The sequence below is a fragment of the Sphingomonas bacterium genome (assembly GCF_903642285.1).
Taxonomy (GTDB): Bacteria; Pseudomonadota; Alphaproteobacteria; order Sphingomonadales; family Sphingomonadaceae; genus Sphingomonas.
Genome location: NZ_CAHJWJ010000011.1, coordinates 28,063 through 53,671, shown reverse-complemented (window position 1 = coordinate 53,671; position 25,609 = coordinate 28,063). Strand labels below are relative to the sequence as shown.

Here is a 25,609-nt window from a genome sequence, read left to right as displayed (position 1 = left end):
ACGCGAAACCCGCCCTGCGCCGGTAATTATGATCGATCGGACCTGTCGAGTGCTTAGCCTTACTGAAGACCAGGAGGATGAACTGCTCAGTCGCCTGATCTGGCCCGTCGCGGCGACACTCGGCGAAGGTCCTGCCTGGATCGCCGACGATGCTGCGTTGTGGTTCGTCGACATCAAGCAGGGCGCGCTCCATCGCTACGATCCGGCGACCGGTCACGGATCGACGGTCGCGGTCGGCGGTCGCCCCAGCTTCGTGTTGCCGACCGATGACGGGGGGCTGATCGTCGGCAGCGGCGACGGGTTGCATATCGTGCGCGACGGAACGCTTGGCGACCCGGTCGCGACGATCGACATGCCTGCGCATAATCGCACCAACGATGCCGCGGTCGATCCGTCCGGCCGGCTGTGGTTCGGGACGATGGACGACGGCGAGACGAAGGTCACCGGGGCGGTCCATCTTTTCGACGGCGGAACGATCACCGTGGCGGGCGGCGAAAGCATCATAACCAATGGCCCCGCGATCAGTCCGGACGGCCGCTTTCTCTATCACGTCGATACCGTCGCCGGCGTCATCACGCGGTTCGACATCGCCGCCACCGACCGGCTGCTCGACGGCGAACCGTTCGTGACGATAGCGCCCGAGGACGGGCATCCGGACGGCGCGTCGATCGATTCGGAAGGGTGCGTCTGGGTGGCCCTTTGGGGCGGGTGGCAGGTCCGACGCTATGGGCCCGACGGAACGTTGCTGGCGACGGTCGCCTTCCCGTGCGCAAACGTCACCAAGGTCGCGTTCGGTGGCCCCGACCTGCGGACCGCCTTCGTCACGACCGCCCGCGCTGGGTTGTCGGACGTGGAACTCGCCGCGCAACCCCTGGCCGGCGGGCTGTTCGCGTTCGACGCGCCGGTGCCGGGCATCCCGATCACGCCGGTCAGGATCGCACGATGAGCTACCGAGTCGTCGGCGATTGGGGGACGAGCCGGCTGCGGCTGTTCCGGATCGAGTCGGGCGTGGTGACCGATCGGTGCGAGGCACCGGGGATCGGGACTGCCGGCACACCGCCCGAGGCGGTATTGCGCGAGACGCTCGCCCAATGGCGCGCGGCTGGCGATCCGTCGGCGATCGCACTGTGCGGAATGGTGGGATCGCGCAACGGCTGGGTCGAGGTGCCCTATGTCGAATGCCCCGCCGACCAGGCGACATGGATCACCGGTGCGGCGCGGCTGGCGCTCGACGACATCCCAGTGGCGATCCTGGCCGGACTGGCCACGAAGGCCGGCGTCCCCGACGTGATGCGCGGCGAGGAGACGCAGACCTTCGGCGCGGTCGCGCTCGACCCCCGGCTCGCCGACGGACGGCACCGCGTGATCCTGCCCGGCACGCACAGCAAATGGACGACGATCGAGGACGGTCGAATCACCGGTTTTCGCACCTATCTCACGGGCGAATTGTTCGCGTCGCTTCGCGATCATTCGATCCTGGCGCGTGCTGCCGCCGGCTCGACCGTCGATCCGGGCGAAGAGGACATCGGCTTTGCGCATGGGCTCGATCGGTCCCGGTCGGGGCGAGTGATCGGTGCGCTGTTCGAGGCACGGAGCGCACAACTGCTGGAAGGCCGGTCGCATGGCTGGGCGCTTGGCTATCTCTCCGGCCTGCTGATCGGCGGCGAGATCGCGGAGGCCTTGCACGACGAACCGCCGACGGGCCGGATTGCGCTGGTCGGGGATCCCCGGCTTACCGAACGCTACCGCCGCACGTTCGCCGGATATGCCATCGCCGTCGAACTAGTCGATGGCGACGCCGCCGCGCTCGCGGGGCTGAACGCACTGGAGACCGAATCGTGACGATCGACGACATCCTCGCCGACGGTGCACCGCCGATCGTCGCGATCCTGCGCGGTATCGAGCCGGAAGAGGCCGCGTCGATCGCGTCCGCGCTGATCGACGCCGGGATCCGGATGATCGAGGTCCCGCTGAACTCACCCGACCCCTTCGCCAGCATCACCGCGATCCAGCAGGCTTACGGCGATCATGCGCTGGTCGGCGGCGGTACGGTGCTGGATGTCCCATCGGTCGATCGGCTCGCGGATACGGGATCGCGGATCATGGTGACGCCCAATATCGACCCCGCGGTGATCGCCCGTGCCGTGGCGCGCGGGCTGGAGCCGATGCCGGGGTTCGTCACCCCCAGCGAAGCGTTCCGCGGCATCGCCGCGGGGGCGCGCCGGCTGAAACTGTTCCCGGCGACGGCGCTTGGGCCGGCCTATCTGAAGGCGATCCGGGACGTCCTGCCCAAGGACGTCAAAACCTGGGGCGTCGGCGGGACCGATGCCGACAACATGCACGACTGGCTGGCGGCGGGCGCGGAAGGGGTCGGGGTCGGCGGTGCCATCTACCGCCCGGGCGACGATGCCAGGACAGTCGCCGGCAAGACGCGGGCGGTGGTCGCCGCCTGGCGCGCCATCGCGCCCTGAGCGGCGCCGGCTCGTCGCCTCGGGGGAAATCGGCGAGGCGAACTGGATTTGTTCGACCCCGACGTGCTCGGCTGGCTGCTCGACCGCAAATTCTCGTTGCCCCTGCAGTGTCGTTTCAACGAACTTCGGATCGGCATCGAACCGATGCGTCGCGGTTCGCGGCCGATCATGCCGATCATGCCGATCCCGATGAGAGGCCGCGATCCGCGGCGGGTTCGACCCGATGGTCGCGGCGGACGCCGGCTACGGCGATGCGGTCAACGCCATGATGCACAAGATCATCACGTGCTTGCGCTGATCGCCCGGAGCGATGCACCAGGGTTGCCGGGAATACCGCCCCATCTACGCGAGTGACAATTGCGATCCCACACACGGCGAAAATCCCGGTCGCGCTGCGCCGGTAGCCGCGATAGGCAGGTCGCATGACCGCCGCATCATCCCTTCATTCCGCTCATATGGCTGCAGTCGGTGCCGCTCAGGACGAGCAGACCCAGGTTGCGGCGACGCTGTTCGCCTCCGCATTGGCCGATGGGCAGGCGGACGCGCGTTTTCTGACCGATTACGCGGCCTTCGCTTCGGCGATCGGTCAAGCGGAGCTCGCAGCATCGCTTTACGAACGCGCGATCGCAGCGACGCCAGGCGACTCCCCGCCGCTCCGGTTGCGACATGCGCTCGCTACGATGGATGCCGGAAAGGTTCTCGCCGCGATCGCCTTGCTTGGCGGTTTGACGCGCGATGAGCCACGATCGTTGATGGCGTGGCAGGCGCTTGGGGCGGCTTTGCACGCCGCGGACCGGGCGGTGGATGCTCTGGCGGCGTTCGACCGCGTCGTGACCCTCGCGCCGCGCGTTTCTCTCGGCTTATTGTCGCGGGCGCGGATGTCGGAAGAACTGGGTCGGCCAGCCACCGCCGATTTCACTGCTGCGCTCGCCGCTGCGCCGGACAGCGGGCCGGCGCGGCTCGGACTTGCGGCGGCCCAGGCTGGTGCTGGGCAGTACGACCTTGCCGAGGCAACGCTGCAAACCGGTTTGGCACGCGCACCCGATTGGGCGGAGGGGTGGGCCGCGCTCGTATCGTTGGTCTATCGGTGGCAGGGACACGGGGCGAGTATCAAGGCAGCCCAGGTCGCATTGGCTGCCGCGCCTCGCGATGCGAACGTGGCGACGAGCATGCTGCGGAGTATTGCGGCGGTCGGCGCAAACGACGCGGTACTCGGCATGCTGCATGCAATCAGGGGGGCGTTGGGTGATACGCTGCCGTTGGCGCTGATCGAAGCGCAGGCGGCAAGCGAGACCGGGGACATTGCACGCGCGGACGCGGCATTCACAAGGCTGGCCGCGATCGACGACCCGGTCGTGTTGCTCGCCCGCCTGCGTCATTCGTTGCGCGCCGGCTGGCCGGATGATGCGATTGCGATCGGGGAGCCTATGACGGCAGGCCCGGCGGCGCGGTTCGCAATCCCCTATATAGGTACGGCGTGGCGAATGCTCGGCGACCCGCGCCATGCGTGGCTGGAGGGCGATCCGCAGCTGGTCGGCACATATGATCTGGGGATCGACGCACCCGATCTCGCGGTTCTCGCCGCCGAGTTGCGCACGTTGCATACCGCGCGCCACGCGCCGTTTGAACAGTCCATGCGCGGCGGCACGCAGACGGACGGCGTTCTCCTATCCCGCCAATCGCCCGCTATTCGAAGCCTTCGCGCCGCGATCGAGCGCGCGGTACGAGCGCATATCGACCAGTTGCCTGCAGTGGATCTCGCTCACCCCACGTTATCCGTCCCGCGTAACGGCATCCGTTTCGCCGGGTCGTGGTCGGTCCGGCTGTCGGACGGCGGACATCACGTCAACCATGTCCACAGCGAAGGATGGCTCAGCTCCGCATGCTACATCGCGTTGCCCGACGCGATGACGGACGGCGGAGCGGATGACGAGGCGGGATGGCTGACATTGGGGCAGCCGCCGGTCGATCTCGGGCTAGACCTGTCACCGGTACGGACAGTGCAACCGGCCGTGGGGCAGGTCACGTTGTTTCCGTCCACGATGTGGCACGGCACACGCCCCGCCCCGGCGGGCGAACGGCTGACCGTGGCGTTCGACGTGCAGCCGCTGACCTGATGCGATTTGACGCCGCCGCGCAGCGCGATATGTTGATCCGCAGCGTTTTTGCCGGGGGATGGGGAATGACCGTGTTGATCGGATTGTTGATGGTGGCGCAGGTTGCCGCAGGTACGGCCCAGACGCCGACGACGCCCGTCGGACGCAAGCCGCAACCCGACAAGTTGGTTTGTGTCGAGGCACAACAACTGGGCACCCGGCTAGGTGGCCACCGGATTTGCAGGACCAAAGCCGAATGGGACCAGGATCGCCAGAATGTGCGGTCGGATACCGAACGGGCGCAAGTTACCAATTACCATTGATGCATGTGGTGAACATTTGCGATCAGCCGGTGCGGCGGACCCTAATTGCGGGTTGTCCGCCGACGCTCATCTTGAATGAATTCAGCGCCGCACGGGTGATGAGCACTGTCGTTCCCGCGCGCGGGGTACTACCAATCGTGTAATCGTCGATCTGATGCCAGCGGCTGCCGTCCTGCAGGGCGAACACCCATTTGCCCGATGCATCGGTAGAGGCGCTTGCGATTGCCCCCCGGACTTCCTTGACGGTTCCACCGTTCGCTTCGTTCGCAAAGATCGCGCTCCCTTTGGGGGCAAGTCCGAATTGTTCGCGGCGTTGCCGCTCGACCTGGGCCTTGTCGACGACGGCGATCGATCCGGCATCGATCCGTGCGCTCAACCGGTCGAGTTCGCGGTCGACGCATGCGAGCCGATCGGCAGATGTCGCGATCTTGCGACACGCCAGCAGCGTAGCGATCGCTTGCGACTGATCTGTAGCGTCTCGCTTGTCTGCGGCCAGCGCCGGCAGGGGCGCGAGCAATGCGAGTGCTGACACGAGGTGCAGCAGGGGGCGGGCCGGCATATTTTCTCCTCTATCGACCGACACTGACTGACTGCGTAAAGTGCATCGTACAAGCTGTGTCTTCGGCGCAACGACACGTTGTAAAAGTGTCGGTCATTACGATTTTATGACTTGATCGGACCCGGCGAGACATAGAGGAGCGTCCCAGAAGACCCGTCAGCGGTCTGAGCGTTTTTCAAAGGGGCAATTTCCATGATGAAGCAGGTTAAGCCGTTGCTGCTCGCGACGACCGTCATCGCCGGCGCGTTCGCCGCGATGCCAGCCTTCGCGCAGTCCAACCCGGCACCGACGGTTCCGACCGCACCCGTCATCGGTGGCAGTTCGGCTTCGGCTCTCCCGACCGACCCGGCGCAGCCCGCATCCGAAAGCGGTCAGGACATCGTCGTCACCGGTTCGCGCATCGCCAATGCCGGTGCAGTATCGCCTAGTCCGTTGACCACGGTCAGCGCGCAGGAAATCAGACTCGAAGGCGTGACACGTACCGAGGATCTCCTGAATAACCTCCCGTCGGTCTTTTCCGGTCAGGGCGGTAACCTTTCGAACGGGTCCAACGGTACGGCAACGGTCGATCTTCGCGGTTTGGGATCGCAGCGCACGCTGGTGCTCGTTAACGGTCGTCGCCTGATGCCGGGTGATCCCGTATCGTCGGCGGCCGATCTTAACTTCGTACCCGCGGCGCTGATCGATCGGGTTGACCTGCTGACCGGCGGCGCATCGTCGACCTACGGCTCGGACGCGATCTCCGGCGTCGTCAACTTCGTCATGAACACGCGGTTCGAGGGCGTTCGCCTCGACGCGCAGTACAGCCTGTTCGATCATGACAACAACAACGCGACCGCCGATAACGTTTTCCGTGATCCGACCGGCGGCCGCGGGTTCGCCTTTCCGCAGGGTCACACGGACGTGGGTGCAACGCAGAACATCACCGCCGTCATCGGTACTGGTGGCGCGGACGGCCGCAGTCATGTGGTCGCTTATGCCGGCTATCGTCAGATTCAGGCGGTGACGCAGGACAGTTACGATTACTCGGCCTGCTCGCTTGCCGAAGTCACGACGTCGCTCGGATTTAATTGCTCGGGTTCGGGCACGACCAGCCCGGCGCGTTTCATTCTGAACGGTGGTGCGGGTGCACAGGTGACGCTCAACCCGGCGACCGGCAACACGTTCCGCCCGTATGTCGGATCGCGTGACGCGTTCAACTTCGCACCGTACAATTATTATCAGCGCCCCGACAAGCGCTACACCGCGGGCGTGTTTGCCGATTACGAGATCACGCCGGCGTTCGATCCCTATATCGAGTTCATGTTCATGGACGATCGGTCGACCGCGCAGATCGCGCCGTCGGGCATCTTCGGCCAGGTCATCAATATCAACTGCAACAATCCGCTGCTGTCGGCATCGGAAGCGACCGCGATCTGCGGCGCGAATGCCGGTTCGACGACCGCTACGGGTGCCGTATCGATCGGCAAGCGCAACGTTGAGGGCGGCGGTCGTATCAACGACCTTCGTCATACCGACTATCGCTACGTCGTCGGTATGAAGGGGCAGATCGATCCGGCCTTCAGCTATGACGGCTATCTGCAGTTCGGCCGCGTGGTCTATGCCGAGAACTACCAGAACGATTTCTCGGTCAATCGGACCCGCAATGCGCTGAACGACATCACGGTCAACGGCCAGATCGTCTGCGCCGATGTGAATGCGCGGGCACAAGGTTGCGTCCCCTACAACCTCTTTGCGGTTGGCGGCGTTACGCAGGGCGCACTGAACTATCTGCAGACCCCCGGTTTCCAGCAAGGGACCGTCGATGAATATGTTGCCGATTTCTCGATTACCGGCGATCTGGGCAAATACGGCATCAAGTCGCCTTTTGCTGACAACGGCATCGGCATCAACGTCGGTACCGAATATCGCAAGGAGCAGCTTCAGCTGCTGACCGATTCGGAGTTCACAAGTGGCGATCTCGCCGGTCAGGGTGGTCCGACCATCGGCGTCGCGGGTTCGTTCAACGTCTATGAGTTCTTCGGCGAAGCGCGCGTACCGCTAATCGAAAATAAGACGTTGTTCCAATCTTTGGTCGCCACTGCAGGCTATCGTCGTTCGCATTACAACCTCGCCGGCAACACCGACACCTACAAGGGTGGCGTTGAATGGAAGCCGGTGAGCCCACTTCTCCTGCGTGCGAGCTATAACCGAGCGGTCCGAGCACCGAATATCCAGGAACTGTTCGCACCTGCCGGGCAAAGCCTGTTCACGGGTACGGATCCCTGCGCGGGCACCGCCATCAACGGCACCGTCAACGGTAACTCGGCCGCCGCATGCGCCCGCACCGGCGTCACTGGAGCGGAATTCGGCAATATCGTTGCCAATAGCGCTAATCAGTACACTCAGTTCAGCGGCGGTAACGTCAACCTGAAGCCGGAAGTATCTGATACGTACAGTGCGGGCGCGGTTATCGCACCGCGCGAAGGGGTCCTTCGCGGGCTCGTGATCTCGGCCGACTACTTCAACATCAAGGTCAAGGGTGCCATCAGCACGGTGGGCGCGCAGATCATTCTGAACCAGTGTCTTGCAACTGGAAGCTCCAGCTTCTGTTCGCTGGTTCAGCGTGATCCGACGAACGGTTCGCTGTTCCTTGGCACGGTAGGTCAGGTGGTTAACACCACGATCAACGTTGGCCAGTTGCAGACCCGCGGTGTAGACGTTGCCGGCAGCTATCGCTTCGATTTCGAACGCGCCGGTCTTCATAACATCGGGTCGCTGGGTCTGGACTATACGGGAACCTTCTTGATCAACTTGAAGGATTCGCCCGGCACGACGCTCGCCGACGGAACGACGACGTTCGATTGCGCCGGCTATTATGGGGTGGTCTGCAGTGCAGCTAACGGAACCAATGGTTTCGCGCCGGCACCGAAGTACCGTTCGAAGCTGCGCGTAACGTACAATGCCCCAAGCAACTTCCAGATCTCGCTTAATTGGCGACATCTTTCCGGCGTCAATGTCGATGCTTCGAGCCCAAACAGCTTCCTGAGCCGTCCTAGTCTCGTGTTCGCATCGGATAGCCGCCTGCCTGCGTATAACTACTTCGATCTGTCGACCAGCGTCCGCATCGCCGACAAGTTCTCGCTGCACGTCGGTGCGAACAACATCACCGACAAGGATCCGCCGCTCGTCGGATCGAACAATTTGTCGGGGACAATTGGCAACGGCAACACCTACCCGCAGGTGTGGGACTCGCTGGGTCGCTACATCTTCGCCGGCGTGACGGTCGACTTCTAACGGGATAGGCTCCGCCGGCAACATCGAACCCGCCGGCGGAGTCCCCGAATGCTGTCCAACGCCGATATCCAGACCCTGTCCGGGCAGGCCGATGCGGCTGCAGCGCGGCGCGACTTGCCGGCCGCTGCGGCGATGCTGGCGGAACTGGCGGCATACGACCCTGGCGACGCCGTAACCTGGAAGAAGCTGGCGGCGATCCACCGTGCGCTGGGCCGCTCCGAAGACGCGATGATCGCGATCGGCCATGCGCTGGCGATCGAACCGCGCGATCCCCTATCGCTGCTGCTGAAGGCCGGCTTGATCGAGGCGAAGGGCGATGATGCCGAAGAGCCGTATCGCGCCGCCTTGTCCCTGATCGACGAACCCGATGCCGCACCGCCCGCGCTTCGTGCCCGGCTGGAGCATGCGCGCCGCTACTGCGACACGGCGCATCGTTCGCGGACCGTGCGATTGTCCGGGATCGCGGCTTCGGAAATCGACCGGCTCGGCTGTACGCGCGAGGAATGCGCGCGGATCGACGCGTTCGTACTGGGGATTGCGGACGCGGTGTCGCCGGTGCTTCCGATGCTGTCGCGGCACGCCTATCACGACTCCGCGACCTTCGCCGGATTGGTCGCGGTGGCGCGCGGGCATGCCGCCCTTACCGTGGAGTATCTACGGCTATTGGCCGACGACGCGATGGCGGCTGTGCCCTATGTCGACCACCCGACCGACGTTCCGCTCGATCAATGGGTAGATCTCAACCGCTCGCGACAATGGAGCGCCGCGCATCTGTGGCGCGGGGGCGGCATCGTCCGCGGCAACGCCGATCGCTGTCCGGCGACGGTCGAAGCCTTTGCAGCCTTGCCGACGCCGGTAATCGGCGGCCGATCGCCCAATCTGATGTTCTCCATCCTGGCACCGCACACCCACATCCCGCCCCATGTCGGCGTGACGAACGTCAGGCTCGTCGTACATATTCCGTTGATCATTCCCGAAGACTGTTCGCTGACCGTGGGCGGCGAACGTCGCGGGTGGATGCTGGGCGAAGCGATCGTGTTTGACGACACGATCGAGCATGAAGCGGTCAACGACAGCGACGACACGCGCGTGGTGCTGATCGGCGACCTGTGGCACCCCGACCTCAGCGCGAGGGAGCGGACCGTGCTCCATGCTCTGATGGCGTGAAAGTCGGCGGGTTCACCCCGCCTTCGCCTGCGCCGCGATATAGTCGCCCGGGTCCTTGTCCACCGCCTCCACCCCGTCGACGTACCGCGCATCGAATGCCGCGAACTTGATGCCCGCCCGGTGGCGTTCGTCGGCGCTCGTGTGGCGGCGATAGTCCGTCATGCCCTGGCGTTCTTCCTCCGCCATATGCTTGCTGTTGGCTTCGTTCGCCTTCTCGACGGCCTTGAACCAGGCATCCGTCCCGGCCTGCTCCTTGCCGACCGCGGCTGCGGCGTCGCGGATCTCGTTATGGTCGTCGATCGCGTCCTCGACCTCGTCCTTCATCCCGTCGGCATCGCCCGCGCCCTCGCCGCGGCGGACGACGATGGGGTAGAAGAAGCGCTCCTCCGCTTCGGCATGGGTGTCGAGCAGCTTGCGCAGGCGACCCCATACCGCGTCGAGCGAGGCGATATCCGTCCGGTCGATTTCCTCGATGATGCCGAACAGCTTACGTTGCTCGGCATGGTCGTCGAGGATCAACTGACAGATATCCATTCGCTTTTCCCAGGTTTGTTGACGTCATCACGCAACCGGTCGGTCGCCGATCGGTTCCCCTGGTGTCGGGACTGACAAAGGCGTTCATCCGTGCGATGGCGCGCCCAAAATATATTCGGGAGCAAGGCATGCGTATCATCGACCATCTGATCGCGGGTCCCGGCGGCGGTGGCGGCGGGCGTATGGGCGAGGTGTTCGACCCGAACACCGGCCGGGTGCAGGCGCGTGTGACGCTTGGCACGTCAGCCGATCTCGACCGTGCGGTGGCAGCCGCGCAGGCGGCGCAGCCGGGCTGGGCCGCGACGAACCCGCAGCGCCGGGCACGCGTGATGTTCCGCTTCAAGGAACTGGTCGAGGCCAATATGGACGCGCTGGCGCAGCTGCTGTCGTCCGAACATGGCAAGGTGATCGCGGACAGCAAGGGCGATATCCAGCGCGGGCTGGAAGTCATCGAGTTCTGCTGCGGCATTCCGCACATCCTGAAGGGCGAGTATACGCAAGGGGCGGGGCCGGGGATCGACGTGTATTCGATGCGCCAGCCGCTCGGCATCGGCGCAGGCATCACCCCGTTCAACTTTCCCGGCATGATCCCGCTATGGATGTCGGGCGTCGCGATCGCGACGGGTAACGCATTCATCCTGAAGCCGAGCGAGCGCGATCCGTCGGTGCCGGTGCGGCTGGGTGAATTGTTCCTGGAAGCGGGGCTGCCCGAGGGCATCCTGCAAGTCGTCCACGGCGACAAGGAGATGGTGGACGCCATCCTCGATCATCCGGCGATCGGCGTGGTCAGCTTCGTCGGCTCGTCCGACATCGCGCATTATGTCTACCGCCGCGGCGTCGCGGCGGGCAAGCGCGTGCAGGCGATGGGCGGCGCCAAGAACCACGGGATCGTGATGCCCGATGCGGACCTGGATCAGGTCGTCGCGGACTTGTCGGGGGCCGCGTTCGGATCGGCGGGGGAGCGGTGCATGGCGCTACCCGTCGTGGTGCCGGTGGGTGACAAGACCGCCGAGGCGCTGCGGGCGAAACTGATCCCCGCGATCGCGGCACTCCGCGTCGGCGTTTCCACCGATACCGACGCGCATTACGGCCCGGTCGTGAACGCCGCGCACAAGAAGCGGATCGAGGACTGGATCCAGACCGGCGTGGACGAGGGGGCCGAACTGGTGGTCGACGGCCGCGGGTTCGCGCTGCAGGGGCATGAGGCGGGGTTCTTCATCGGCCCCAGCCTGTTCGACCACGTCACCCCGGACATGAGCGCATACAAGGAGGAGATCTTCGGCCCTGTCCTGCAGATCGTCCGCGCCCCCGATTTCGAGACCGCGCTGAAGCTGCCGGGCGATCACCAGTACGGCAACGGCGTTGCGATCTTTACCCGCAACGGCCACGCCGCGCGCGAGTTTGCGGCACGCGTGAATGTCGGCATGGTCGGGATCAACGTGCCGATCCCGGTACCGGTCGCCTACCACACCTTCGGCGGGTGGAAGCGGTCGGCGTTCGGCGACACCAACCAGCACGGCATGGAGGGCGTGAAGTTCTGGACCAGGGTCAAGACGGTCACCCAGCGCTGGCCCGATGGGACCGCGGAGTTGCCGCGCGGCAGCGAGGATGGCGGGCCGAGCCGGGTCCAGGACGCGTTCGTCATTCCGACGATGGGCTGACGATGCCGCTTGTCATCAAAACCACGCTGTACATGCTCGCGCCGATCGCGCTCGTCGGCCTCGCCGCGTGCGGCCGGAGCGCGCAGGCCCCGGGCATGGACGCCAGGAACCTCAGCGACGATCGCGGGGCAAAGGCGGGGCGTTTCCTGCCACCCGTGGACAACCGCGCCGACGCGACCGGCAATGCCGCTGACCCCGCCAACGAAAGCACATCGTGACCGACCCATCCGCCATCGCCAACCAGTTCGATCTCACCGACGACCAGCGCGAGATCCAGGACCTCGCGCGCCGCTTCACCGCGGATCGCATCACGCCGAATGCGGGCGAATGGGACGAGAAGCACATCTTCCCGCGCGAGACGATCACGGCAGCGGCCGAACTCGGTTTCGCCTCGATCTACGTCAGCGAAGAATCGGGCGGCATCGCGCTCGGTCGGCTGGAGGCGGCGCTGATCATGGAGGCGATGGCCTATGGCTGTCCCTCGACCAGCGCGTTCATCTCGATCCACAACATGGCGGCGTGGATGATCGACCGGTTCGGATCGCCGGGGGTGAAGGACAAATACCTGCCCTCGCTGGTCGGCATGGACCGGATGGCGAGCTATTGCCTGACCGAGCCGGGGTCGGGGTCCGACGCGTCCGCGCTGAAGACGCGCGCGGTCAAGGACGGCGACAACTGGATCGTCAGCGGCACCAAGCAGTTCATCTCCGGTGCCGGCGAAAACGAGGTGTACGTGACGATGGTCCGCACCGGCGAGGACGGCCCCAAGGGCATCTCCGCGCTGGTGATCGAGCGCGATATGCCCGGCGTGTCGTTCGGCGCGAACGAGCGCAAGCTCGGCTGGCATTCGCAGCCGACGCGGCAGGTGATCTTCGATGGTGTCCGTGTGCCCGCCGCGAACATGGTCGGCGGCGAGGGCGAGGGGTTCCGCATCGCGATGATGGGCCTGGACGGCGGGCGGCTCAACATCGGTGCCTGCTCGCTCGGCGGGGCGCAGCGCTGCCTGGACGAGGCGATCGCGTATACGCGCGACCGGCAGCAGTTCGGCAAGCCGATCGCGGATTTCCAGAACACGCAGTTCATGCTGGCGGACATGGCGACCGAGCTGGAGGCGGCGCGCGCGCTGCTCTACGTCGCCGCGGCGAAGGTCACCGCGAATGCGCCCGACAAGACCAAGTTCGCCGCGATGGCGAAGCGGCTGGCGACGGATACCGGATCGTCGGTGGTCGACCGCGCGCTGCAATTGTTCGGCGGCTATGGCTATCTGATGGATTACCCGATCGAACGCTTCTGGCGCGACCTGCGCGTGCATTCGATCCTGGAGGGGACCAACCAGGTGATGCGGATGATCGTCGGCCGCGAGTTGACGCGGCAATGAGGGGGGGGCTGACCCCCGCCGCGCAAGCGGCAACACGTTCTTCTCTTCGCGTCTTCGTGTCTTCGTGCGAGCCGATTTTTCTCGCACAAAGACACGAAGCCATGAAAAGAATTGCGTGTCCGGAGCGGGCCGCATGAGCGATGTCGAAACGCGTGTGGACGGCCCGATCGGCCGCATCCGCCTGAACCGGCCCAAGGCGCTCCACGCGCTGAACCTGCCGATGTGCCAGGCCATCCTCGCCGCGCTCGACGCATGGCGAACCGACCCCGCGGTCGAGGTCGTCCTCATCGACCACGCCGAAGGCCGCGGCTTCTGCGCCGGCGGGGATATCCGCATGCTCGCGGACAGCGGCGCGAAGGACGGGGTCGACGCGCGTGCGTTCTTCCATGCCGAATACCGGATGAACCACGCGCTGTTCACCTATGCCAAGCCGACGGTCGCGGTCATGGACGGGATCACCATGGGCGGCGGCGTCGGACTGGCGCTGCCGTGCGATTTCAGGGTCGCGACGGAGAATACCAAGTTCGCGATGCCCGAAACCGGGATCGGGCTGTTCCCCGACGTCGGCGGCGGCTGGTATCTGTCGCGGTTGCCGGGGCGGATGGGGCAGTTTCTCGCGCTGACCGGGCACCGGCTGGACGGCGCGGAATGCATCGCGCTCGGGCTCGCTACCCATTACCTGCCCGCCGGTTTGCTGGTCGAAGCGAAGACGCGGATCGGTGCCGGTCCACAAAGGGTTGCGGGTAGTTTGGATACGCTGGCGATCGCGCCGCCCGCAGCCGCGATCCTGGCGCGCCGTGCCGATATCGACCGGCTGTTCGCGAGCGATCGGCTGGAGGACATCTACGCCGCGCTCGCGGCCGATCCCGGCGAGTGGGCCGCCACGACGCTCGCCACGCTCAGGACCAAGTCGCCGCAGACGATGAAGGTCAGCCTGAAGCTGCTGCTCGACGGCCGGTCGATGGCGACGTTCGAGGACGAGATGCGCCAGGAATACGCGGTCGGTGCGCGAGTCGTGCAGCGCCACGACTTCCTGGAAGGCGTCCGCGCGGTCATCGTCGACAAGGACAATGCGCCGCGCTGGCACCCCGATACGCCCGAAGGCGTGACCGATCACGTCATCGACCAGATCTTCGCGCCGCTGGCGGACGCGGAGGCGTGGACACCTGCCTGATAATGATACGTCACCCCGGCCTTGAGCCGGGGCCCCGCTTCGATCGGCCGACGAAGCGGGACCCCGGGTCAAGCCCGGGGTGACGAAGGAGAGAACACTATGCCCACCTACGAAACGATCCTCGTCGAACACCGCGACAGGGTAATGCTCGTCACGCTCAACCGCCCGCAGGCGCTCAACGCGCTGAATTCGCAGGTGCTGGCCGACCTGCTCGCCGCCTTCGCCGCGTTCGATGCCGATCCGGGCCAGGGTTGCGCGGTGCTGACCGGCAGCGAAAAGGCGTTCGCCGCGGGGGCGGACATCAAGGAGATGCAGGCGCGGGGGTTCGCCGACATGTACGGCGCGGATTTCTTCGCCGGATGGGACCGGTTCGCGAAGACGCGCAAGCCCGTCATCGCCGCGGTCGCGGGCTATGCGCTTGGCGGCGGGTGCGAGCTGGCGATGATGTGCGACTTCATCCTGGCGGCGGATACCGCGAAGTTCGGGCAGCCCGAGATCAGGCTGGCGGTCGCCCCCGGCATGGGCGGATCGCAGCGGCTGGCCCGCGCGGTGGGCAAGGCGAAGGCGATGGAGATGTGCCTGACCGGCCGTATGATGGACGCCGCCGAGGCCGAACGCGCCGGGCTCGTCAGCCGTATCGTCCCCGCCGCCGATCTGGTCGACGAGGCGGTGAAGACCGCCGCCACGATCGCCGGCATGGCCCCGCTCGCGGTGCTGGCGAACAAGGAAATGGTGACCGCCGCGTTCGAGACGGGGCTGGCGATGGGCGTGCAGTTCGAGCGGCGGCTGTTCCACGGGCTGTTCGGGAGTGCCGACCAGAGCGAGGGCATGGCGGCATTCGTCGAGAAGCGGCCGGGGGTGTGGACGGGGAAATAACACTTGCTCCCCCTCCCGCTCGCGGGAGGGGAGACGAAAGAAAAGGAGCAGGATATGGCACGCGTCGGTTTCATCGGTCTTGGCAATATGGGCGGCGGGATGGCCGCGAACCTGGCGAAGAAGGGGCATGATGTCCGCGCCTTCGACCTGTCCGCGGCGGCGCTCGACAAGGCGAAGGCGGCGGGGTGCCTGCCCGTCGCCAGGGCCACCGGGGCGGCGGACGGGGCGGAGGCCGTCGTCACGATGCTGCCCGCCGGCACGCATGTCGAACAGGTCTATACCGACAGCGTCTTCGGCATCGCGCGGCCGTCCGCGATCCTGATCGACTGTTCGACGATCGACGTCGCCACCGCAAAGCGCGTCGCCGAAGCGGCGCGGGCCAAGGGGCTGACCGCGGTCGATGCGCCGGTATCGGGCGGCATCGGGGCGGCGGCGGCGGGGACGCTGACCTTCATGGTCGGCGGCGGCGACGACGGGTTCGACCGCGCCCAGCCCTACCTCGCCGACATGGGCAAGGCGGTGATACACGCGGGCATCAGCGGCGCGGGGCAGGCGGCAAAGATCTGCAACAACATGCTGCTCGGTGCGACGATGGTCGCGACATGCGAGGCGTTCCTGCTGGCGCAGAAACTCGGGCTCGATCCGCAGAAATTCTACGATATCGCCAGCGTCTCGTCCGGACAGAGTTGGTCGATGACCACCTATGCGCCATTGCCCGGTGTCGGGCCGGACACGCCAGCGGACCACGATTATCAGGGCGGCTTCGCGGCGGCGCTGATGCTGAAGGACCTGCGGCTCGCGATGGCGGCAGCGACGGATGCCGGCTTCGCCGCGCCGCTGGGCGAGCGCGCGACCGAATTGTACGAGGCGTTCGCCGCGGCGGGGAAGGGCGCCACCGATTTTTCGGGGATCATCCGGATGCTGGAGGCGTGACGCCCCGACGTCACCCCGGCCTTGCGCCAGGGTCTATCGTGCCCCGAAATCATCGCTCGCGTATGCATGGATGGATGCCGGAGCACGTCCGGCGTGACGGAAGCATGGGAACCCCGCGCGGTATCCTCTGTTGTTCGACCGGCAGATATCGGCCGATCCGTGCGTACACAAGGAACCCGCCATGACATTCAAGCGATCGGTCGCATTCGGCATCCTCGGCACGACGGCGCTCGCGCTCATGCTCGCAGGCACCCCCGCCCTCGCAGTCGATCAGACACGCCACCCGAGCGCGGACAGCGATGCCGCGTATGGGCCGCAGAAGCTGGTCGATAAGGCGGCATCGGTCGCGGTCGAGTTCCAGCGGGATCGGGGCGAAGCGGGAATCATGAGCCGCGCGCGCGGCATGTATATCGTGCCCGAATATGGCAAGGCGGGCTTCATCATCGGCGGCAAGGGCGGCGCGGGTGTCGTCACCGTCCGTCATGGCGGCATGTGGACGCCGCCGGCCTTCTACAATTTCGGTGGGCTCAGCATCGGCGCGCAGATCGGCGCGCAGGGCGGGTCGATCATCTTCCTGCTGATGAATGCGAAGGCGGTGAATGCGTTTCGCGGTGGCAGCAAGTTCGCGCTGACCGCCAATGCCGGGCTGTCGGTGGTGACCTATTCGACCGACGGTCAGGCGAATCTGGGCAAGGCCGACGTGATCCTGCTGACGAACACGCGCGGTGCCTATGCCGGCGCGACGATCGAGGCGAGCAATGTCGGTGTCGACGGCGGGCGGATGCGCGATTTCTACGGCCACCCGGTCAACCAGAACGCGCTGTTAGACGGCCGGGTCGCGCCGACGCCGGGGTCGATGATCCTCACGCGGGTTTTGCCGCGATAGGGCTGGGGGCGATCGGCATCGCGCATCCGCCTCACCTCGTCACCCTCGCGAAAGCGGGGGCCCGCTTTCTCTTGAACTGACGCAGAAGGAAGAAGCGGGGTCCCCGCTTTCGCGGGGATGACGGAAGGGGATTCAGAAATCCCGCAACCCGGCGATATTCCCCGGCGGCGAGTACCGGCACACCAGATAATCGTCGGTGGCGTTGCTCGCCATCGCGCAACCGACCTCGGTCGTCGCCCGCCATACGATCTGCGTATAATGCCCGACATCGCCGAACCTTCCGGTGCGGCTGGAGGCGGGTACCGGCAGGTCGACCACGTCCTTCTTCTCGGCGACCCAATGCCCGACCATCTCGTCATAGGCATAGGCCCCGCGCGTGCCGGTCCAGAGGTTCTCGCCCTCGCGACCTATCCCCTGCGGCTGTTCGGCATGCTGGAAGCGACCGGTCCTCGCGAGCGTGCGGGCATAGGACAGCGCATCGACGGCGAGCATGTCGTTCCATATGAGCGGTGAAGCGCCGGCCGCGGCGCGCGCGGCGTTCTGGTCGTTCAGCATCGCCTGTCGGAGCAGCCCGGCGCCGCGCGCGGCCGGAGCATCGTTCGTCCGGCGTTCGACGACGCGCGGCGGCTCGGCCGCGCAACCGGCGAGCACGCCGCCTGCGATCGCGACGGCGGCGGCGATCAGCAAACCGAGTTCGCGTGCGTCGCTTCTTGCCATCACTCTTCCTTCGACTGCTGCGGAGAGGCATAGCGGCCGCGCATGAACCGCAGCCAAACACGATCGCCGGACGAACCGTTCGCGCTCTATGTGCACTGGCCGTTCTGCGTATCCAAATGCCCCTATTGCGATTTCAACAGTCACGTCCGCGCCGCGGTGGACCAGGCGGCTTGGCGTGCGGCATTGCTGGCGGACCTGCGCCACGAGGCGGCGATGCTGCCGGGGCGAACGCTCGGGTCGATCTTCTTCGGCGGCGGCACGCCATCGCTGATGCCGCCCGAGACGGTCGCAGCGATAATCGACGCCGCGGCGGGGCACTGGCGCATGGCGGGGGATGTCGAGATCACGTTGGAGGCAAACCCGTCCTCGGTCGAGGCGGCGCGCTTCGCCGATCTCGCGGGTGCGGGGGTCAACCGGGTGTCGCTCGGGCTGCAGTCGCTTGACGACGACGCGCTTCGCTTTCTCGGGCGTGCGCACGGCGTCGGGGAGGGGCTGGCCGCGCTCGCGACCGCGCAGACGGCGTTCGCGCGCGTGAGCTTCGACCTGATCTATGCGCTGCCCGGGCAGACGCTCGCGGCGTGGGAGGCGGAACTCGCGCGTGCGCTATCGTTCGGGACCGAGCATCTATCGCTATACCAGCTGACGATCGAACCCGGCACCCGTTTCGCGACTGAGGCGGCGGCGGGGCGGATCACCATTCCCGATGGCGACGCGGCCGCCGATCTGTTCGAGGCGACGCGCGCGACGACCGCGGCGGCGGGGCTGCCCGCATACGAGACATCGAACCACGCGCGGTCGGGTGCCGAAAGCCGGCATAACCTGACCTATTGGCGCTACGGCGACTATGCCGGGGTCGGTCCGGGCGCGCATGGCCGGCGGCTGGGCATGGCGACGGTGCGGCACAGGAAGCCGGAGAATTGGCTGGCCGCGGTGGATCGCAACGGTCACGGCCTGGCAACGGAGGACTCGCTGACCCCGCACGACCGGGCGACCGAGGCGCTGCTGATGGGGTTGCGGCTGCGCGATGGCGTCGATCTGACGCGGATCGCGCGGCTGGCGGGCGGTGCCGCGCCGGTGGACGCCGCCGCGGTGGCGCGGCTCGCGACGCTTGGGCTGATCGTGCGCGAGGGGGACTGGCTGCGCGTGACGGAGGCGGGGGCGCTGTTGCTCGATGCGATCCTGCCAGAGATCGTGATGAGCGCGGAGGTGCTGGTCTAGATCGCTCGCCTGCTATCGCCCCCCGAACCCGCTCGGTGCGGGCGACACCACCACCGGCCCGCCGGCGCGGATTTCCTGCACTTCCAATGCGCGTTCGGCGATGTCGTCGCGCCCGAAGCGGAATGCGCCGTCCAGCCCGGCGAACCCGCCCTGGTCGCGCAGACGTCCCTCCGGAAAAGGCGACCCCGCGCGCCAATCGCGCGCGATCCGGACCGTCAACAGGACCGCGTCATAGCCAAGGCTCGACAGGCGGTAGGGCGAGGTGCCGAACCGTACCCGATATTTGGCGACATATTGGCGGTACAGCGTGTCCGCGACGCTGGCGAACCACGCGCCGGTCAGCGCCGGCTTCGCGGCGATCCCGTTTTCCGCGTTCCACAATTCGGTACCGAGCACGTGCATCGACGGGCCGCTCTGCTTGCGAAGGATCGGCGCTGCGAGCGCGGCGGTCGCACCCGAATCCGCAACGAGCACCGCGCCATAGGGGGCCTTCGCCGCCAGCTTGCCTGCCGCCGCGGCGATCCCGCCGGTCGCGCGGCCATAGGTCTCCAGCGACACCACCTGCCCGCCCGCGCCCTCGACCGAGCGGAGGAACGCGGTCGATGCGCGCTGGCCGTAAAGTCCGTTCGGGACCAGGGCGGCGAAGGCGGCGACGCCGCGTCCGCGTGCATAGCCGACGACCCGGTCGACCGACTGCGACGGCACATATCCCATCACATAGGTGCCGTTACCCGCGACACCGCCGTCGTTGGAGAAGCTGATGACCGGTACGCCCGCCGCATGTGCGATCGGTGCGACCGCGCGGACATCCTCGGCCAGCAACGGCCCCAGGATCAGCTGCGCACCGTCCGCGATCGCGCGCTGCGCTGCACCCGCCGCGCCCGTCGCGGTATCGTAATTGGTGATCCGGACCTTCTCGTTCTGCGTGTCGAGCAACGCGAGCATCGTCGCGTTCGCGATCGACTGGCCGACACCGGCATTCGCACCCGACAGCGGCACCAGCAGCGCGACCCGATTGCGCTGCGTATCCTGCGGGATACCGGTCGCGACGCCTTCGCCGGACTGCGCGGTCGGTAGGCGCGGGGCCTGACGCTCGGGTGCCTCCACCGCGCCGCGCGGGACGACCGTCTGACACGCGCCGAGCAGGCACGCCGCCGCCAGCGCGATCCATTGCCCCGTCCGTCGTTTCGAACGCCACTGTACCGTCGGTCGCGTCGATCGCGACTGTGCTATCGTCCGCTGCTCTGTCATGGTCGCCCCTATGAACCCGCTCGATTCCAAGTCTCTTGGGCCAGGCCTCTACATCGTCGCGACCCCGATCGGCAATCTTGGCGATCTGAGCCCGCGCGCCGCCGCCATATTGTCGCACGCGGATATCATCGCGGTGGAGGACAGCCGGGTGACCGCGGGGCTGCTCCGCCATATCGGCGTCAAGCGGCCGATGCTGCCGTACCACGATCACAATGCGGAAGGAATGCGCCCCGGGCTGATCGCGCGCATGGCGACACAGGCGGTCGCGCTGGTGTCGGACGCCGGGACGCCGCTGATCTCCGATCCCGGCTACAAGCTGGTGCGCGACGCACGCGCGGCGGGGCATGCGGTGGTGACGATCCCGGGCCCCTGCGCCGCGGTCGCCGCGCTGACGCTGGCGGGATTGCCGACCGATCGCTTCCTGTTCGTCGGGTTCCTGCCGAGCAAGGCGAAGGCGCGCGCCGACGCGGTCGCGCAGGTAGCGGGCATCCGCGCGACTTTGGTGCTGTACGAGTCCGCCCGACGGACGGCCGCATGCCTGTGCGCGCTGGCCGAGGGGCTGGGCGACCGCGAGGCGGCGGTGACTCGCGAGATCACCAAGACGTTCGAGGAGGCGGTGACCGGGACGCTGTCGACGCTCGCCGCGCGCTACGCCGATGCGCCGCCGCGCGGAGAGGTCGTGATCGTCGTCGCGCCGCCGGGCGAGGCACCCGCCGCCAGCGCCGAAGACGGCGACGCGGCCCTCGCGGAAGCGCTGACCCGGCTGCCCGCGGCCAGGGCGGCGGGCGAGGTCGCCAAGCGGCTCGGGCTCGATCGCAAGACGCTATACGCCCGCGCGCTGGCGATGAAGGGATGAGGGCGCGCGGGACAGGCGAGCGCCGCGTCGCCGAAGCCGCAGGCCGGCGCGGCGAGCGGATGGCGGGGTGGTGGTTACGGCTCAAGGGCTGGCAGATCCTCGATCGCCGCGTCCGGACGCCCGCCGGGGAGGTCGATATCGTCGCCAAGCGCGGCGGCCTGGTCGCGTTCGTCGAGGTGAAGGCGCGCGCGACCGCCGCCGAACTGGATTTCGCGATCGACGAGCGCCGGCTCGCGCGAGTGGCCGCGGCGGCGGAATATCTGATGCCGCGCTATGCCGGGGCGGGGGAGGACATCCGCGTCGACGTGATCCTGCTCGCACCCGGCACCCGGCCGCGGCATATCGAGAATGCGTGGATGCCGTGACCCCCTTTTCCGTTCGTGCTGAGCTTGTCGAAGCACCTTTCTTCTGATTGGACACGACAACCGCCCTTCGAGAAGCTCAGGGCGAACGGAAGGTCTTCGCAATGCCGTTAACCGTCGCCGTCCAGATGGACCCGCTCGAAGGCCTCAACATCGCGGGCGACTCCACCTTCGCGCTGATGCTGTCCGCGCAGGCGCGCGGCCACCGGCTGTTCCATTACGGCGCGGAGGACCTGAACTATAGCGACGGCCGGGTGTGGACGCGCGCGCATCCGGTGACGGTGCAGCGGGTCGAGGGCGATCACTTCACGTTCGGCGACCCGGTCAGCCTCGACCTCGGCGACGACGCGGATGTGGTGCTGATGCGGCAGGACCCGCCGTTCGACCTGGGCTACATCACCGCGACGCACCTGCTGGAGCGGATCGCGCACCGGACATTGGTGGTCAACGACCCCGCCAGCGTCCGTAACGCGCCGGAGAAGGTCTTCGTCCTCGACTATCCGCAGTTCATGCCGCCGACGCTGGTCACCCGAAGCCTGGACGAGACGCGGGCGTTCCTGAAGGAGCACGGCGCGATCGTCATCAAGCCGCTGCACGGCAACGGCGGCAAGGCGATCTTCAAGGTCGGGCCCGAGGGCGAGAACCTGTCCGCACTGATGGAAGTCTTCAACCAGACGTGGCGCGAACCGCATATGGTGCAGGCGTTCCTGCCCGACGTGGCGAAGGGCGACAAGCGGATCGTGCTGGTCGACGGCAAGGTCGCGGGCGCGATCAACCGGCTGCCGGGGGCAGGCGAAATCCGCTCAAATCTGGCGGTCGGCGGGTCGGCGGAAAAATCCGCGCTAACCGCGAAGGAAGAACAGATCTGCGCGCTGCTCGGGCCCGAACTCGCCGCCCGCGGGCTGTTGTTCGTCGGCATCGACGTGATCGGCGGCGAATGGCTGACCGAGATCAACGTGACCTCACCGACCGGCATCGTCGCGATCGAACGCTTCGACGGGACGGATGTCGCGGGGATGATCTGGGATGCGATCGAGGCGAAGGCGGCGGGTAACGGCGACGCCATTCTTTATCCTTCCCCTGAGGGAGGGATTGACTAAGGCCTTATGCCGTCCCGATCGGCAAGGCGATGAACCCACTGTCCTACAATCCCAGGTCCGTGCGATGCCGCCTGCATGTATTTGCAGAATCCATTCGTCGCGTCGCGAAAGGGCAATCACACCCACCCCAACCCATTGTTTTCGAACGATGTGGAACGCGCAATGGCATGCCTCCACTTCCTCCACTTCCGCGGGCCGGGATCGGCACCATCGCTACCCGGTCGACAGCGCGGCGCCTGGTCCGCTAGGCGCTGGCAGGACGGATAGGGGACAGACATGACCGAGGCATTGCGGATCGGATTGGCGGGGCTTGGGACGGTCGGCGGCGGTGTCGTGCGGTTGCTGGACGCCAATCGCGATCTCATTGCCCGGCGGGCGGGGCGGTCGATCGAGATCGTCGCGGTGTCGGCGCGGGACCGGACGAAGGATCGCGGGGTCGATCTGTCGCGCTTCGACTGGGTCGACGACACGACCGCGATGCCGGACCGCGCCGATGTCGACGTGGTGGTGGAACTGATCGGCGGATCGGACGGCCCCGCGCTGACGCTGGCGCGGCGGACGCTGTTGGCGGGGAAGGGTTTCGTCACCGCCAACAAGGCGATGATCGCGCATCACGGTCTCGAACTGGCGACGGCCGCCGAGACGGGGCGGGCGCCGCTGGCGTTCGAGGCGGCGGTCGCAGGCGGCATACCGGTCATCAAGGGGCTGCGCGACGGTGCCGCGGCGAACGAGATCGCGCGTGTCTACGGTGTCCTGAACGGTACCTGCAATTTCATCCTGTCGAAGATGGAAGCGCCCGCCGACAAGGGCGGCGGCCACGATTTCGCCGAGGTGCTGAGCGAGGCGCAGGCGCTGGGCTATGCCGAGGCCGACCCCAGCTTCGACATCGACGGCGTCGATGCGGCGCACAAGCTGGCGATCCTGGCCTCGGTCGCGTTCGGCACTATGCCCGCCTTCGCGGACGTCGTGTCGAGCGGTATCCGTCATATCATGGCCGCCGATGTCGCGGAGGCGGCGGCGCTCGGGTACCGGATCCGCCTGCTTGGGATCGCGGAGGCGGGGCCGTACGGACTGTTCCAGCGAGTCCATCCGCATCTCGTGCCGATCGACCATCCGCTGGCGCATGTCACCGGATCGTTGAACGCGGTGGTGGCGGAGGGCAATTTCGTCGGTCGCCTGTTGTTCCAGGGTGCGGGTGCCGGCGACGGGCCGACCGCATCGGCGGTCGTCGCGGACCTGATCGACATCGCGCGCGGTGAATATGGCCCCGCCTTCGCGATGCCGGTCGCCGCGCTGACTGCGATGCCGCGCGCCGACACCGGCGACCGGCGCGGGCGCGCCTATCTTCGCTTCACCGTGGCGGACCGGGTCGGCGTGCTGGCGGAAATCGCCGCGGCGATGCGCGATGCGGGCGTGTCGATCGAAAGCCTGATCCAGCGCGGGGTCATGACCGACGGCCAGGTGCTGATCGCCATCGTGACGCACGAAGGGCCCGAACGCTGCGTTGCGCAGGCGCTGGAGAAACTGCGCGGCTCGCCGAGCGTCGTGGGACAGCCGTTGTGGATGCATATCTTGGGGTGAGGGGTGTCTCATCCGTTCGAAACGAACGGGCAAGACTATGGCAGCAGCCTGCCCTTCATATCCCCAACCGCCGGCTCGTCGAGCGGGATCGATACCCCCTTGCCCTTGTAGTGCCGCTTCTTGAGGCCATGCGCCAAATCCAGCGCACCCTCGACCAGTTTCGGGGCGACATACCCGCCCCCCGCGACCGGGCAGCCTTCGCCATACGCACCGCATTCGCCGCGGCCCGATGGTCCGTTCAGCGCGACGGCCGCGGACAGATCGGGATTGGACGGCACCGGATGATCGGGGGCCCCGCGATATTGCGGCAGCGGCAGACGCGGCGTGATCGCATCGGGATGACCGCAGACGACGATGTCCTTGCCCTGCTCGTCGCTCGCCGCGGCGCAAGGGTCGTGCAGGATCGACCATTGCTTCGTCGCCGGGGTCGGGGTGGTGGTCTGAAGCAGGAGGTACAACACGCCGATCACGGCGCGAGTTGGCGCAACCCGCCTACCGTGGTCTTGCCCGCTCCGACGTCGATGCCCATCCCCACGCCCACTTTCACACCCATCTCGCCGCCACCGACGAGAAATGGGCCCATATCTTGGATCGGCGTGTTGCGGTGGAGCAGTTCGCCGCGCTCGGCCACGACATCGTCGCGACGCGCCACCGTCGGCGTCGCGAAGGGCACGCGGAACCGGTCGGCATGGCGACGCCCGCACACGGTGATGTCGGTCGTGTCCGGATTGGCGATGCACCGCGTTTCCGCGGTGGTGCGCAGCTTTTCCCCGGCGATCAATGCCGCCGGGTCCGCCGTCTGGATCAGCAGGGCAAGGAGCATGACGGCCTCCGGCGCTGCGGCTCGGCGATCAGCCGAACAGCTTGGACTTCAACCCGCCGAGCATCCCGCCGATGCCGCCCTCCTGGCCCTGCAACAGGCCGGCGAACTGGCCCAGTGCGCCCTCGCCGCCGATATGGCTGACGATGTCCTGCAGCTTGTTCGGCTCGATCCCCGTATTGTCCGCGGCCGTCGCCACCGTGTCGCCGGGTTGGCCATGCGCCTGGCCGAGCGCGGTCATCGCCTGTTCGACCTGATCGGGGGTCAGCCCGACCTTTGCCGCAAGCGTGTTCACATCGACATTGCCGGTCACCTGGCTGAGCAGTCCGTCGAGCATTCCCATCGTTCGTCTCCGTCGCGCTTGTGTCGG

The 25,609-nt window shown here is 66.8% G+C and carries 27 protein-coding genes; 20 read left to right on the top strand and 7 right to left on the bottom strand.

What is annotated here, in order from left to right:
* Nucleotides 1–49: 49 nt before the first annotated feature.
* The 6 genes from HUU99_RS07550 (at nt 50) to HUU99_RS07525 (ending at nt 4,890) form a co-directional block, all read left to right on the top strand.
* Nucleotides 50–946: an SMP-30/gluconolactonase/LRE family protein gene (locus HUU99_RS07550; RefSeq protein ID WP_254603018.1), complete on the top strand. Its 897-nt coding sequence runs from the start codon at nt 50–52 to the stop codon at nt 944–946.
* The gene (locus HUU99_RS07545) at nt 943–1,842 is read left to right on the top strand and encodes a 2-dehydro-3-deoxygalactonokinase (protein WP_174285962.1); all 900 of its coding nucleotides are present in this window, start codon (nt 943–945) and stop codon (nt 1,840–1,842) included. The genes HUU99_RS07550 and HUU99_RS07545 overlap by 4 nt, the downstream gene beginning before the upstream one ends.
* Nucleotides 1,839–2,471 (top strand): 2-dehydro-3-deoxy-6-phosphogalactonate aldolase, encoded by a 633-nt coding sequence (locus HUU99_RS07540; RefSeq protein WP_174285961.1) that lies wholly within the window; start codon nt 1,839–1,841, stop codon nt 2,469–2,471. Before HUU99_RS07545 ends, HUU99_RS07540 begins: the two co-directional genes overlap by 4 nt.
* Nucleotides 2,472–2,519: 48 nt before the next feature.
* Complete coding sequence (locus HUU99_RS07535; protein WP_174285960.1) at nt 2,520–2,825, top strand: hypothetical protein; 306 nt, start codon at nt 2,520–2,522, stop codon at nt 2,823–2,825.
* Between the two features lie 68 nt (nt 2,826–2,893).
* Complete coding sequence (locus tag HUU99_RS07530; protein WP_174285959.1) at nt 2,894–4,588, top strand: putative 2OG-Fe(II) oxygenase; 1,695 nt, start codon at nt 2,894–2,896, stop codon at nt 4,586–4,588.
* Entirely contained in the window at nt 4,588–4,890 is a 303-nt protein-coding gene (locus HUU99_RS07525; RefSeq protein ID WP_174285958.1) for a hypothetical protein, read from the top strand. Before HUU99_RS07530 ends, HUU99_RS07525 begins: the two co-directional genes overlap by 1 nt.
* Before the next feature lie 22 nt (nt 4,891–4,912).
* Here HUU99_RS07525 and HUU99_RS07520 read toward each other — a convergent pair whose 3' ends face one another.
* A complete protein-coding gene (locus HUU99_RS07520) occupies nt 4,913–5,449 on the bottom strand; it encodes a hypothetical protein (protein ID WP_174285957.1) in 537 nt (178 codons plus the stop codon).
* Nucleotides 5,450–5,641: 192 nt separating this feature from the next.
* Between HUU99_RS07520 and HUU99_RS07515 the strand changes: the two genes are divergently transcribed.
* Both HUU99_RS07515 and HUU99_RS07510 read left to right on the top strand, forming a co-directional pair.
* Nucleotides 5,642–8,725 carry a TonB-dependent receptor domain-containing protein gene (locus HUU99_RS07515; protein ID WP_174285956.1) on the top strand — a complete coding sequence of 1,028 codons (3,084 nt, stop codon included), beginning with the start codon at nt 5,642–5,644 and terminating at the stop codon, nt 8,723–8,725.
* 48 nt (nt 8,726–8,773) lie between these two features.
* Entirely contained in the window at nt 8,774–9,892 is a 1,119-nt protein-coding gene (locus tag HUU99_RS07510; RefSeq protein ID WP_174285955.1) for an aspartyl/asparaginyl beta-hydroxylase domain-containing protein, read from the top strand.
* 12 nt (nt 9,893–9,904) lie between these two features.
* On the opposite strand, the gene HUU99_RS07505 is transcribed toward HUU99_RS07510, so the two are convergent.
* Nucleotides 9,905–10,426: a hemerythrin domain-containing protein gene (locus HUU99_RS07505; protein WP_174285954.1), complete on the bottom strand. Its 522-nt coding sequence runs from the start codon at nt 10,424–10,426 to the stop codon at nt 9,905–9,907.
* Nucleotides 10,427–10,554: 128 nt separating this feature from the next.
* On the opposite strand from HUU99_RS07505, the gene HUU99_RS07500 reads away from it, so the two are divergent.
* The 7 genes from HUU99_RS07500 to HUU99_RS07470 all read left to right on the top strand — a co-directional run bounded on the left by HUU99_RS07500 (nt 10,555) and on the right by HUU99_RS07470 (nt 17,334).
* Nucleotides 10,555–12,087 (top strand): CoA-acylating methylmalonate-semialdehyde dehydrogenase, encoded by a 1,533-nt coding sequence (locus HUU99_RS07500; RefSeq protein ID WP_174285953.1) that lies wholly within the window; start codon nt 10,555–10,557, stop codon nt 12,085–12,087.
* 2 nt (nt 12,088–12,089) lie between these two features.
* On the top strand, nt 12,090–12,305 hold the full coding sequence (locus HUU99_RS07495; RefSeq protein ID WP_174285952.1) for a hypothetical protein: 216 nt from the start codon (nt 12,090–12,092) through the stop codon (nt 12,303–12,305).
* A gap of 14 nt (nt 12,306–12,319) precedes the next feature.
* Nucleotides 12,320–13,465 (top strand): acyl-CoA dehydrogenase family protein, encoded by a 1,146-nt coding sequence (locus HUU99_RS07490; RefSeq protein WP_174286002.1) that lies wholly within the window; start codon nt 12,320–12,322, stop codon nt 13,463–13,465.
* Nucleotides 13,466–13,598: 133 nt separating this feature from the next.
* Entirely contained in the window at nt 13,599–14,639 is a 1,041-nt protein-coding gene (locus HUU99_RS07485; RefSeq protein WP_174285951.1) for an enoyl-CoA hydratase/isomerase family protein, read from the top strand.
* A gap of 99 nt (nt 14,640–14,738) precedes the next feature.
* Nucleotides 14,739–15,515: an enoyl-CoA hydratase gene (locus HUU99_RS07480; protein WP_174285950.1), complete on the top strand. Its 777-nt coding sequence runs from the start codon at nt 14,739–14,741 to the stop codon at nt 15,513–15,515.
* Nucleotides 15,516–15,518: 3 nt separating this feature from the next.
* A complete protein-coding gene (mmsB, locus tag HUU99_RS07475) occupies nt 15,519–16,448 on the top strand; it encodes a 3-hydroxyisobutyrate dehydrogenase (protein ID WP_368039938.1) in 930 nt (309 codons plus the stop codon).
* Nucleotides 16,449–16,629: 181 nt separating this feature from the next.
* Nucleotides 16,630–17,334, top strand: a complete 705-nt coding sequence (locus tag HUU99_RS07470) for a lipid-binding SYLF domain-containing protein (RefSeq protein WP_174285948.1) — start codon at nt 16,630–16,632, stop codon at nt 17,332–17,334.
* Nucleotides 17,335–17,466: 132 nt separating this feature from the next.
* Here the strand turns inward: HUU99_RS07470 and HUU99_RS07465 are convergent, their stop codons facing one another.
* Nucleotides 17,467–18,051, bottom strand: coding sequence for a CAP domain-containing protein (locus HUU99_RS07465; RefSeq protein WP_174285947.1), 585 nt, complete (start codon nt 18,049–18,051; stop codon nt 17,467–17,469).
* 42 nt (nt 18,052–18,093) lie between these two features.
* On the opposite strand from HUU99_RS07465, the gene hemW reads away from it, so the two are divergent.
* Nucleotides 18,094–19,269 (top strand): radical SAM family heme chaperone HemW, encoded by a 1,176-nt coding sequence (gene hemW / locus HUU99_RS07460; RefSeq protein ID WP_174285946.1) that lies wholly within the window; start codon nt 18,094–18,096, stop codon nt 19,267–19,269.
* A 12-nt stretch (nt 19,270–19,281) separates the two neighbouring features.
* Here the strand turns inward: hemW and HUU99_RS07455 are convergent, their stop codons facing one another.
* Nucleotides 19,282–20,520, bottom strand: a complete 1,239-nt coding sequence (locus HUU99_RS07455; RefSeq protein ID WP_174285945.1) for a penicillin-binding protein activator — start codon at nt 20,518–20,520, stop codon at nt 19,282–19,284.
* Nucleotides 20,521–20,530: 10 nt separating this feature from the next.
* On the opposite strand from HUU99_RS07455, the gene rsmI reads away from it, so the two are divergent.
* The 4 genes from rsmI to HUU99_RS07435 all read left to right on the top strand — a co-directional run bounded on the left by rsmI (nt 20,531) and on the right by HUU99_RS07435 (nt 24,419).
* Nucleotides 20,531–21,376, top strand: coding sequence for a 16S rRNA (cytidine(1402)-2'-O)-methyltransferase (gene rsmI / locus HUU99_RS07450; RefSeq protein ID WP_174285944.1), 846 nt, complete (start codon nt 20,531–20,533; stop codon nt 21,374–21,376).
* Nucleotides 21,373–21,741 (top strand): YraN family protein, encoded by a 369-nt coding sequence (locus HUU99_RS07445; RefSeq protein ID WP_174285943.1) that lies wholly within the window; start codon nt 21,373–21,375, stop codon nt 21,739–21,741. The genes rsmI and HUU99_RS07445 overlap by 4 nt, the downstream gene beginning before the upstream one ends.
* A 101-nt stretch (nt 21,742–21,842) precedes the next feature.
* Entirely contained in the window at nt 21,843–22,838 is a 996-nt protein-coding gene (gshB, locus tag HUU99_RS07440) for a glutathione synthase (RefSeq protein WP_174285942.1), read from the top strand.
* A gap of 276 nt (nt 22,839–23,114) precedes the next feature.
* Nucleotides 23,115–24,419, top strand: a complete 1,305-nt coding sequence (locus HUU99_RS07435) for a homoserine dehydrogenase (protein WP_174285941.1) — start codon at nt 23,115–23,117, stop codon at nt 24,417–24,419.
* Between the two features lie 35 nt (nt 24,420–24,454).
* Here HUU99_RS07435 and HUU99_RS07430 read toward each other — a convergent pair whose 3' ends face one another.
* The 3 genes from HUU99_RS07430 to HUU99_RS07420 are packed head-to-tail and all read right to left on the bottom strand — an operon-like array spanning nt 24,455 to nt 25,582.
* Nucleotides 24,455–24,877 carry a hypothetical protein gene (locus HUU99_RS07430; protein ID WP_217430802.1) on the bottom strand — a complete coding sequence of 141 codons (423 nt, stop codon included), beginning with the start codon at nt 24,875–24,877 and terminating at the stop codon, nt 24,455–24,457.
* Between the two features lie 8 nt (nt 24,878–24,885).
* The gene (locus tag HUU99_RS07425; protein ID WP_174285939.1) at nt 24,886–25,242 is read right to left on the bottom strand and encodes a hypothetical protein; all 357 of its coding nucleotides are present in this window, start codon (nt 25,240–25,242) and stop codon (nt 24,886–24,888) included.
* Nucleotides 25,243–25,270: 28 nt separating this feature from the next.
* On the bottom strand, nt 25,271–25,582 hold the full coding sequence (locus HUU99_RS07420) for a hypothetical protein (protein WP_174285938.1): 312 nt from the start codon (nt 25,580–25,582) through the stop codon (nt 25,271–25,273).
* Nucleotides 25,583–25,609 lie beyond the last annotated feature (27 nt).

Coding starts and splice junctions, on each gene's coding strand:
- HUU99_RS07545 (WP_174285962.1), top strand. CDS start 943: ATGAGCTACCGAGTCGTCGGCGATTGGGGGACGAGCCGGCTGCGGCTG.
- HUU99_RS07530 (WP_174285959.1), top strand. CDS start 2,894: ATGACCGCCGCATCATCCCTTCATTCCGCTCATATGGCTGCAGTCGGT.
- HUU99_RS07525 (WP_174285958.1), top strand. CDS start 4,588: ATGCGATTTGACGCCGCCGCGCAGCGCGATATGTTGATCCGCAGCGTT.
- HUU99_RS07520 (WP_174285957.1), bottom strand. CDS start 5,449: ATGCCGGCCCGCCCCCTGCTGCACCTCGTGTCAGCACTCGCATTGCTC.
- HUU99_RS07515 (WP_174285956.1), top strand. CDS start 5,642: ATGATGAAGCAGGTTAAGCCGTTGCTGCTCGCGACGACCGTCATCGCC.
- HUU99_RS07510 (WP_174285955.1), top strand. CDS start 8,774: ATGCTGTCCAACGCCGATATCCAGACCCTGTCCGGGCAGGCCGATGCG.
- HUU99_RS07505 (WP_174285954.1), bottom strand. CDS start 10,426: ATGGATATCTGTCAGTTGATCCTCGACGACCATGCCGAGCAACGTAAG.
- HUU99_RS07500 (WP_174285953.1), top strand. CDS start 10,555: ATGCGTATCATCGACCATCTGATCGCGGGTCCCGGCGGCGGTGGCGGC.
- HUU99_RS07495 (WP_174285952.1), top strand. CDS start 12,090: ATGCCGCTTGTCATCAAAACCACGCTGTACATGCTCGCGCCGATCGCG.
- HUU99_RS07485 (WP_174285951.1), top strand. CDS start 13,599: ATGAGCGATGTCGAAACGCGTGTGGACGGCCCGATCGGCCGCATCCGC.
- HUU99_RS07480 (WP_174285950.1), top strand. CDS start 14,739: ATGCCCACCTACGAAACGATCCTCGTCGAACACCGCGACAGGGTAATG.
- HUU99_RS07470 (WP_174285948.1), top strand. CDS start 16,630: ATGACATTCAAGCGATCGGTCGCATTCGGCATCCTCGGCACGACGGCG.
- HUU99_RS07465 (WP_174285947.1), bottom strand. CDS start 18,051: ATGGCAAGAAGCGACGCACGCGAACTCGGTTTGCTGATCGCCGCCGCC.
- hemW (WP_174285946.1), top strand. CDS start 18,094: ATGAACCGCAGCCAAACACGATCGCCGGACGAACCGTTCGCGCTCTAT.
- HUU99_RS07455 (WP_174285945.1), bottom strand. CDS start 20,520: ATGACAGAGCAGCGGACGATAGCACAGTCGCGATCGACGCGACCGACG.
- rsmI (WP_174285944.1), top strand. CDS start 20,531: ATGAACCCGCTCGATTCCAAGTCTCTTGGGCCAGGCCTCTACATCGTC.
- HUU99_RS07445 (WP_174285943.1), top strand. CDS start 21,373: ATGAGGGCGCGCGGGACAGGCGAGCGCCGCGTCGCCGAAGCCGCAGGC.
- gshB (WP_174285942.1), top strand. CDS start 21,843: ATGCCGTTAACCGTCGCCGTCCAGATGGACCCGCTCGAAGGCCTCAAC.
- HUU99_RS07435 (WP_174285941.1), top strand. CDS start 23,115: ATGACCGAGGCATTGCGGATCGGATTGGCGGGGCTTGGGACGGTCGGC.
- HUU99_RS07425 (WP_174285939.1), bottom strand. CDS start 25,242: ATGCTCCTTGCCCTGCTGATCCAGACGGCGGACCCGGCGGCATTGATC.
- HUU99_RS07420 (WP_174285938.1), bottom strand. CDS start 25,582: ATGGGAATGCTCGACGGACTGCTCAGCCAGGTGACCGGCAATGTCGAT.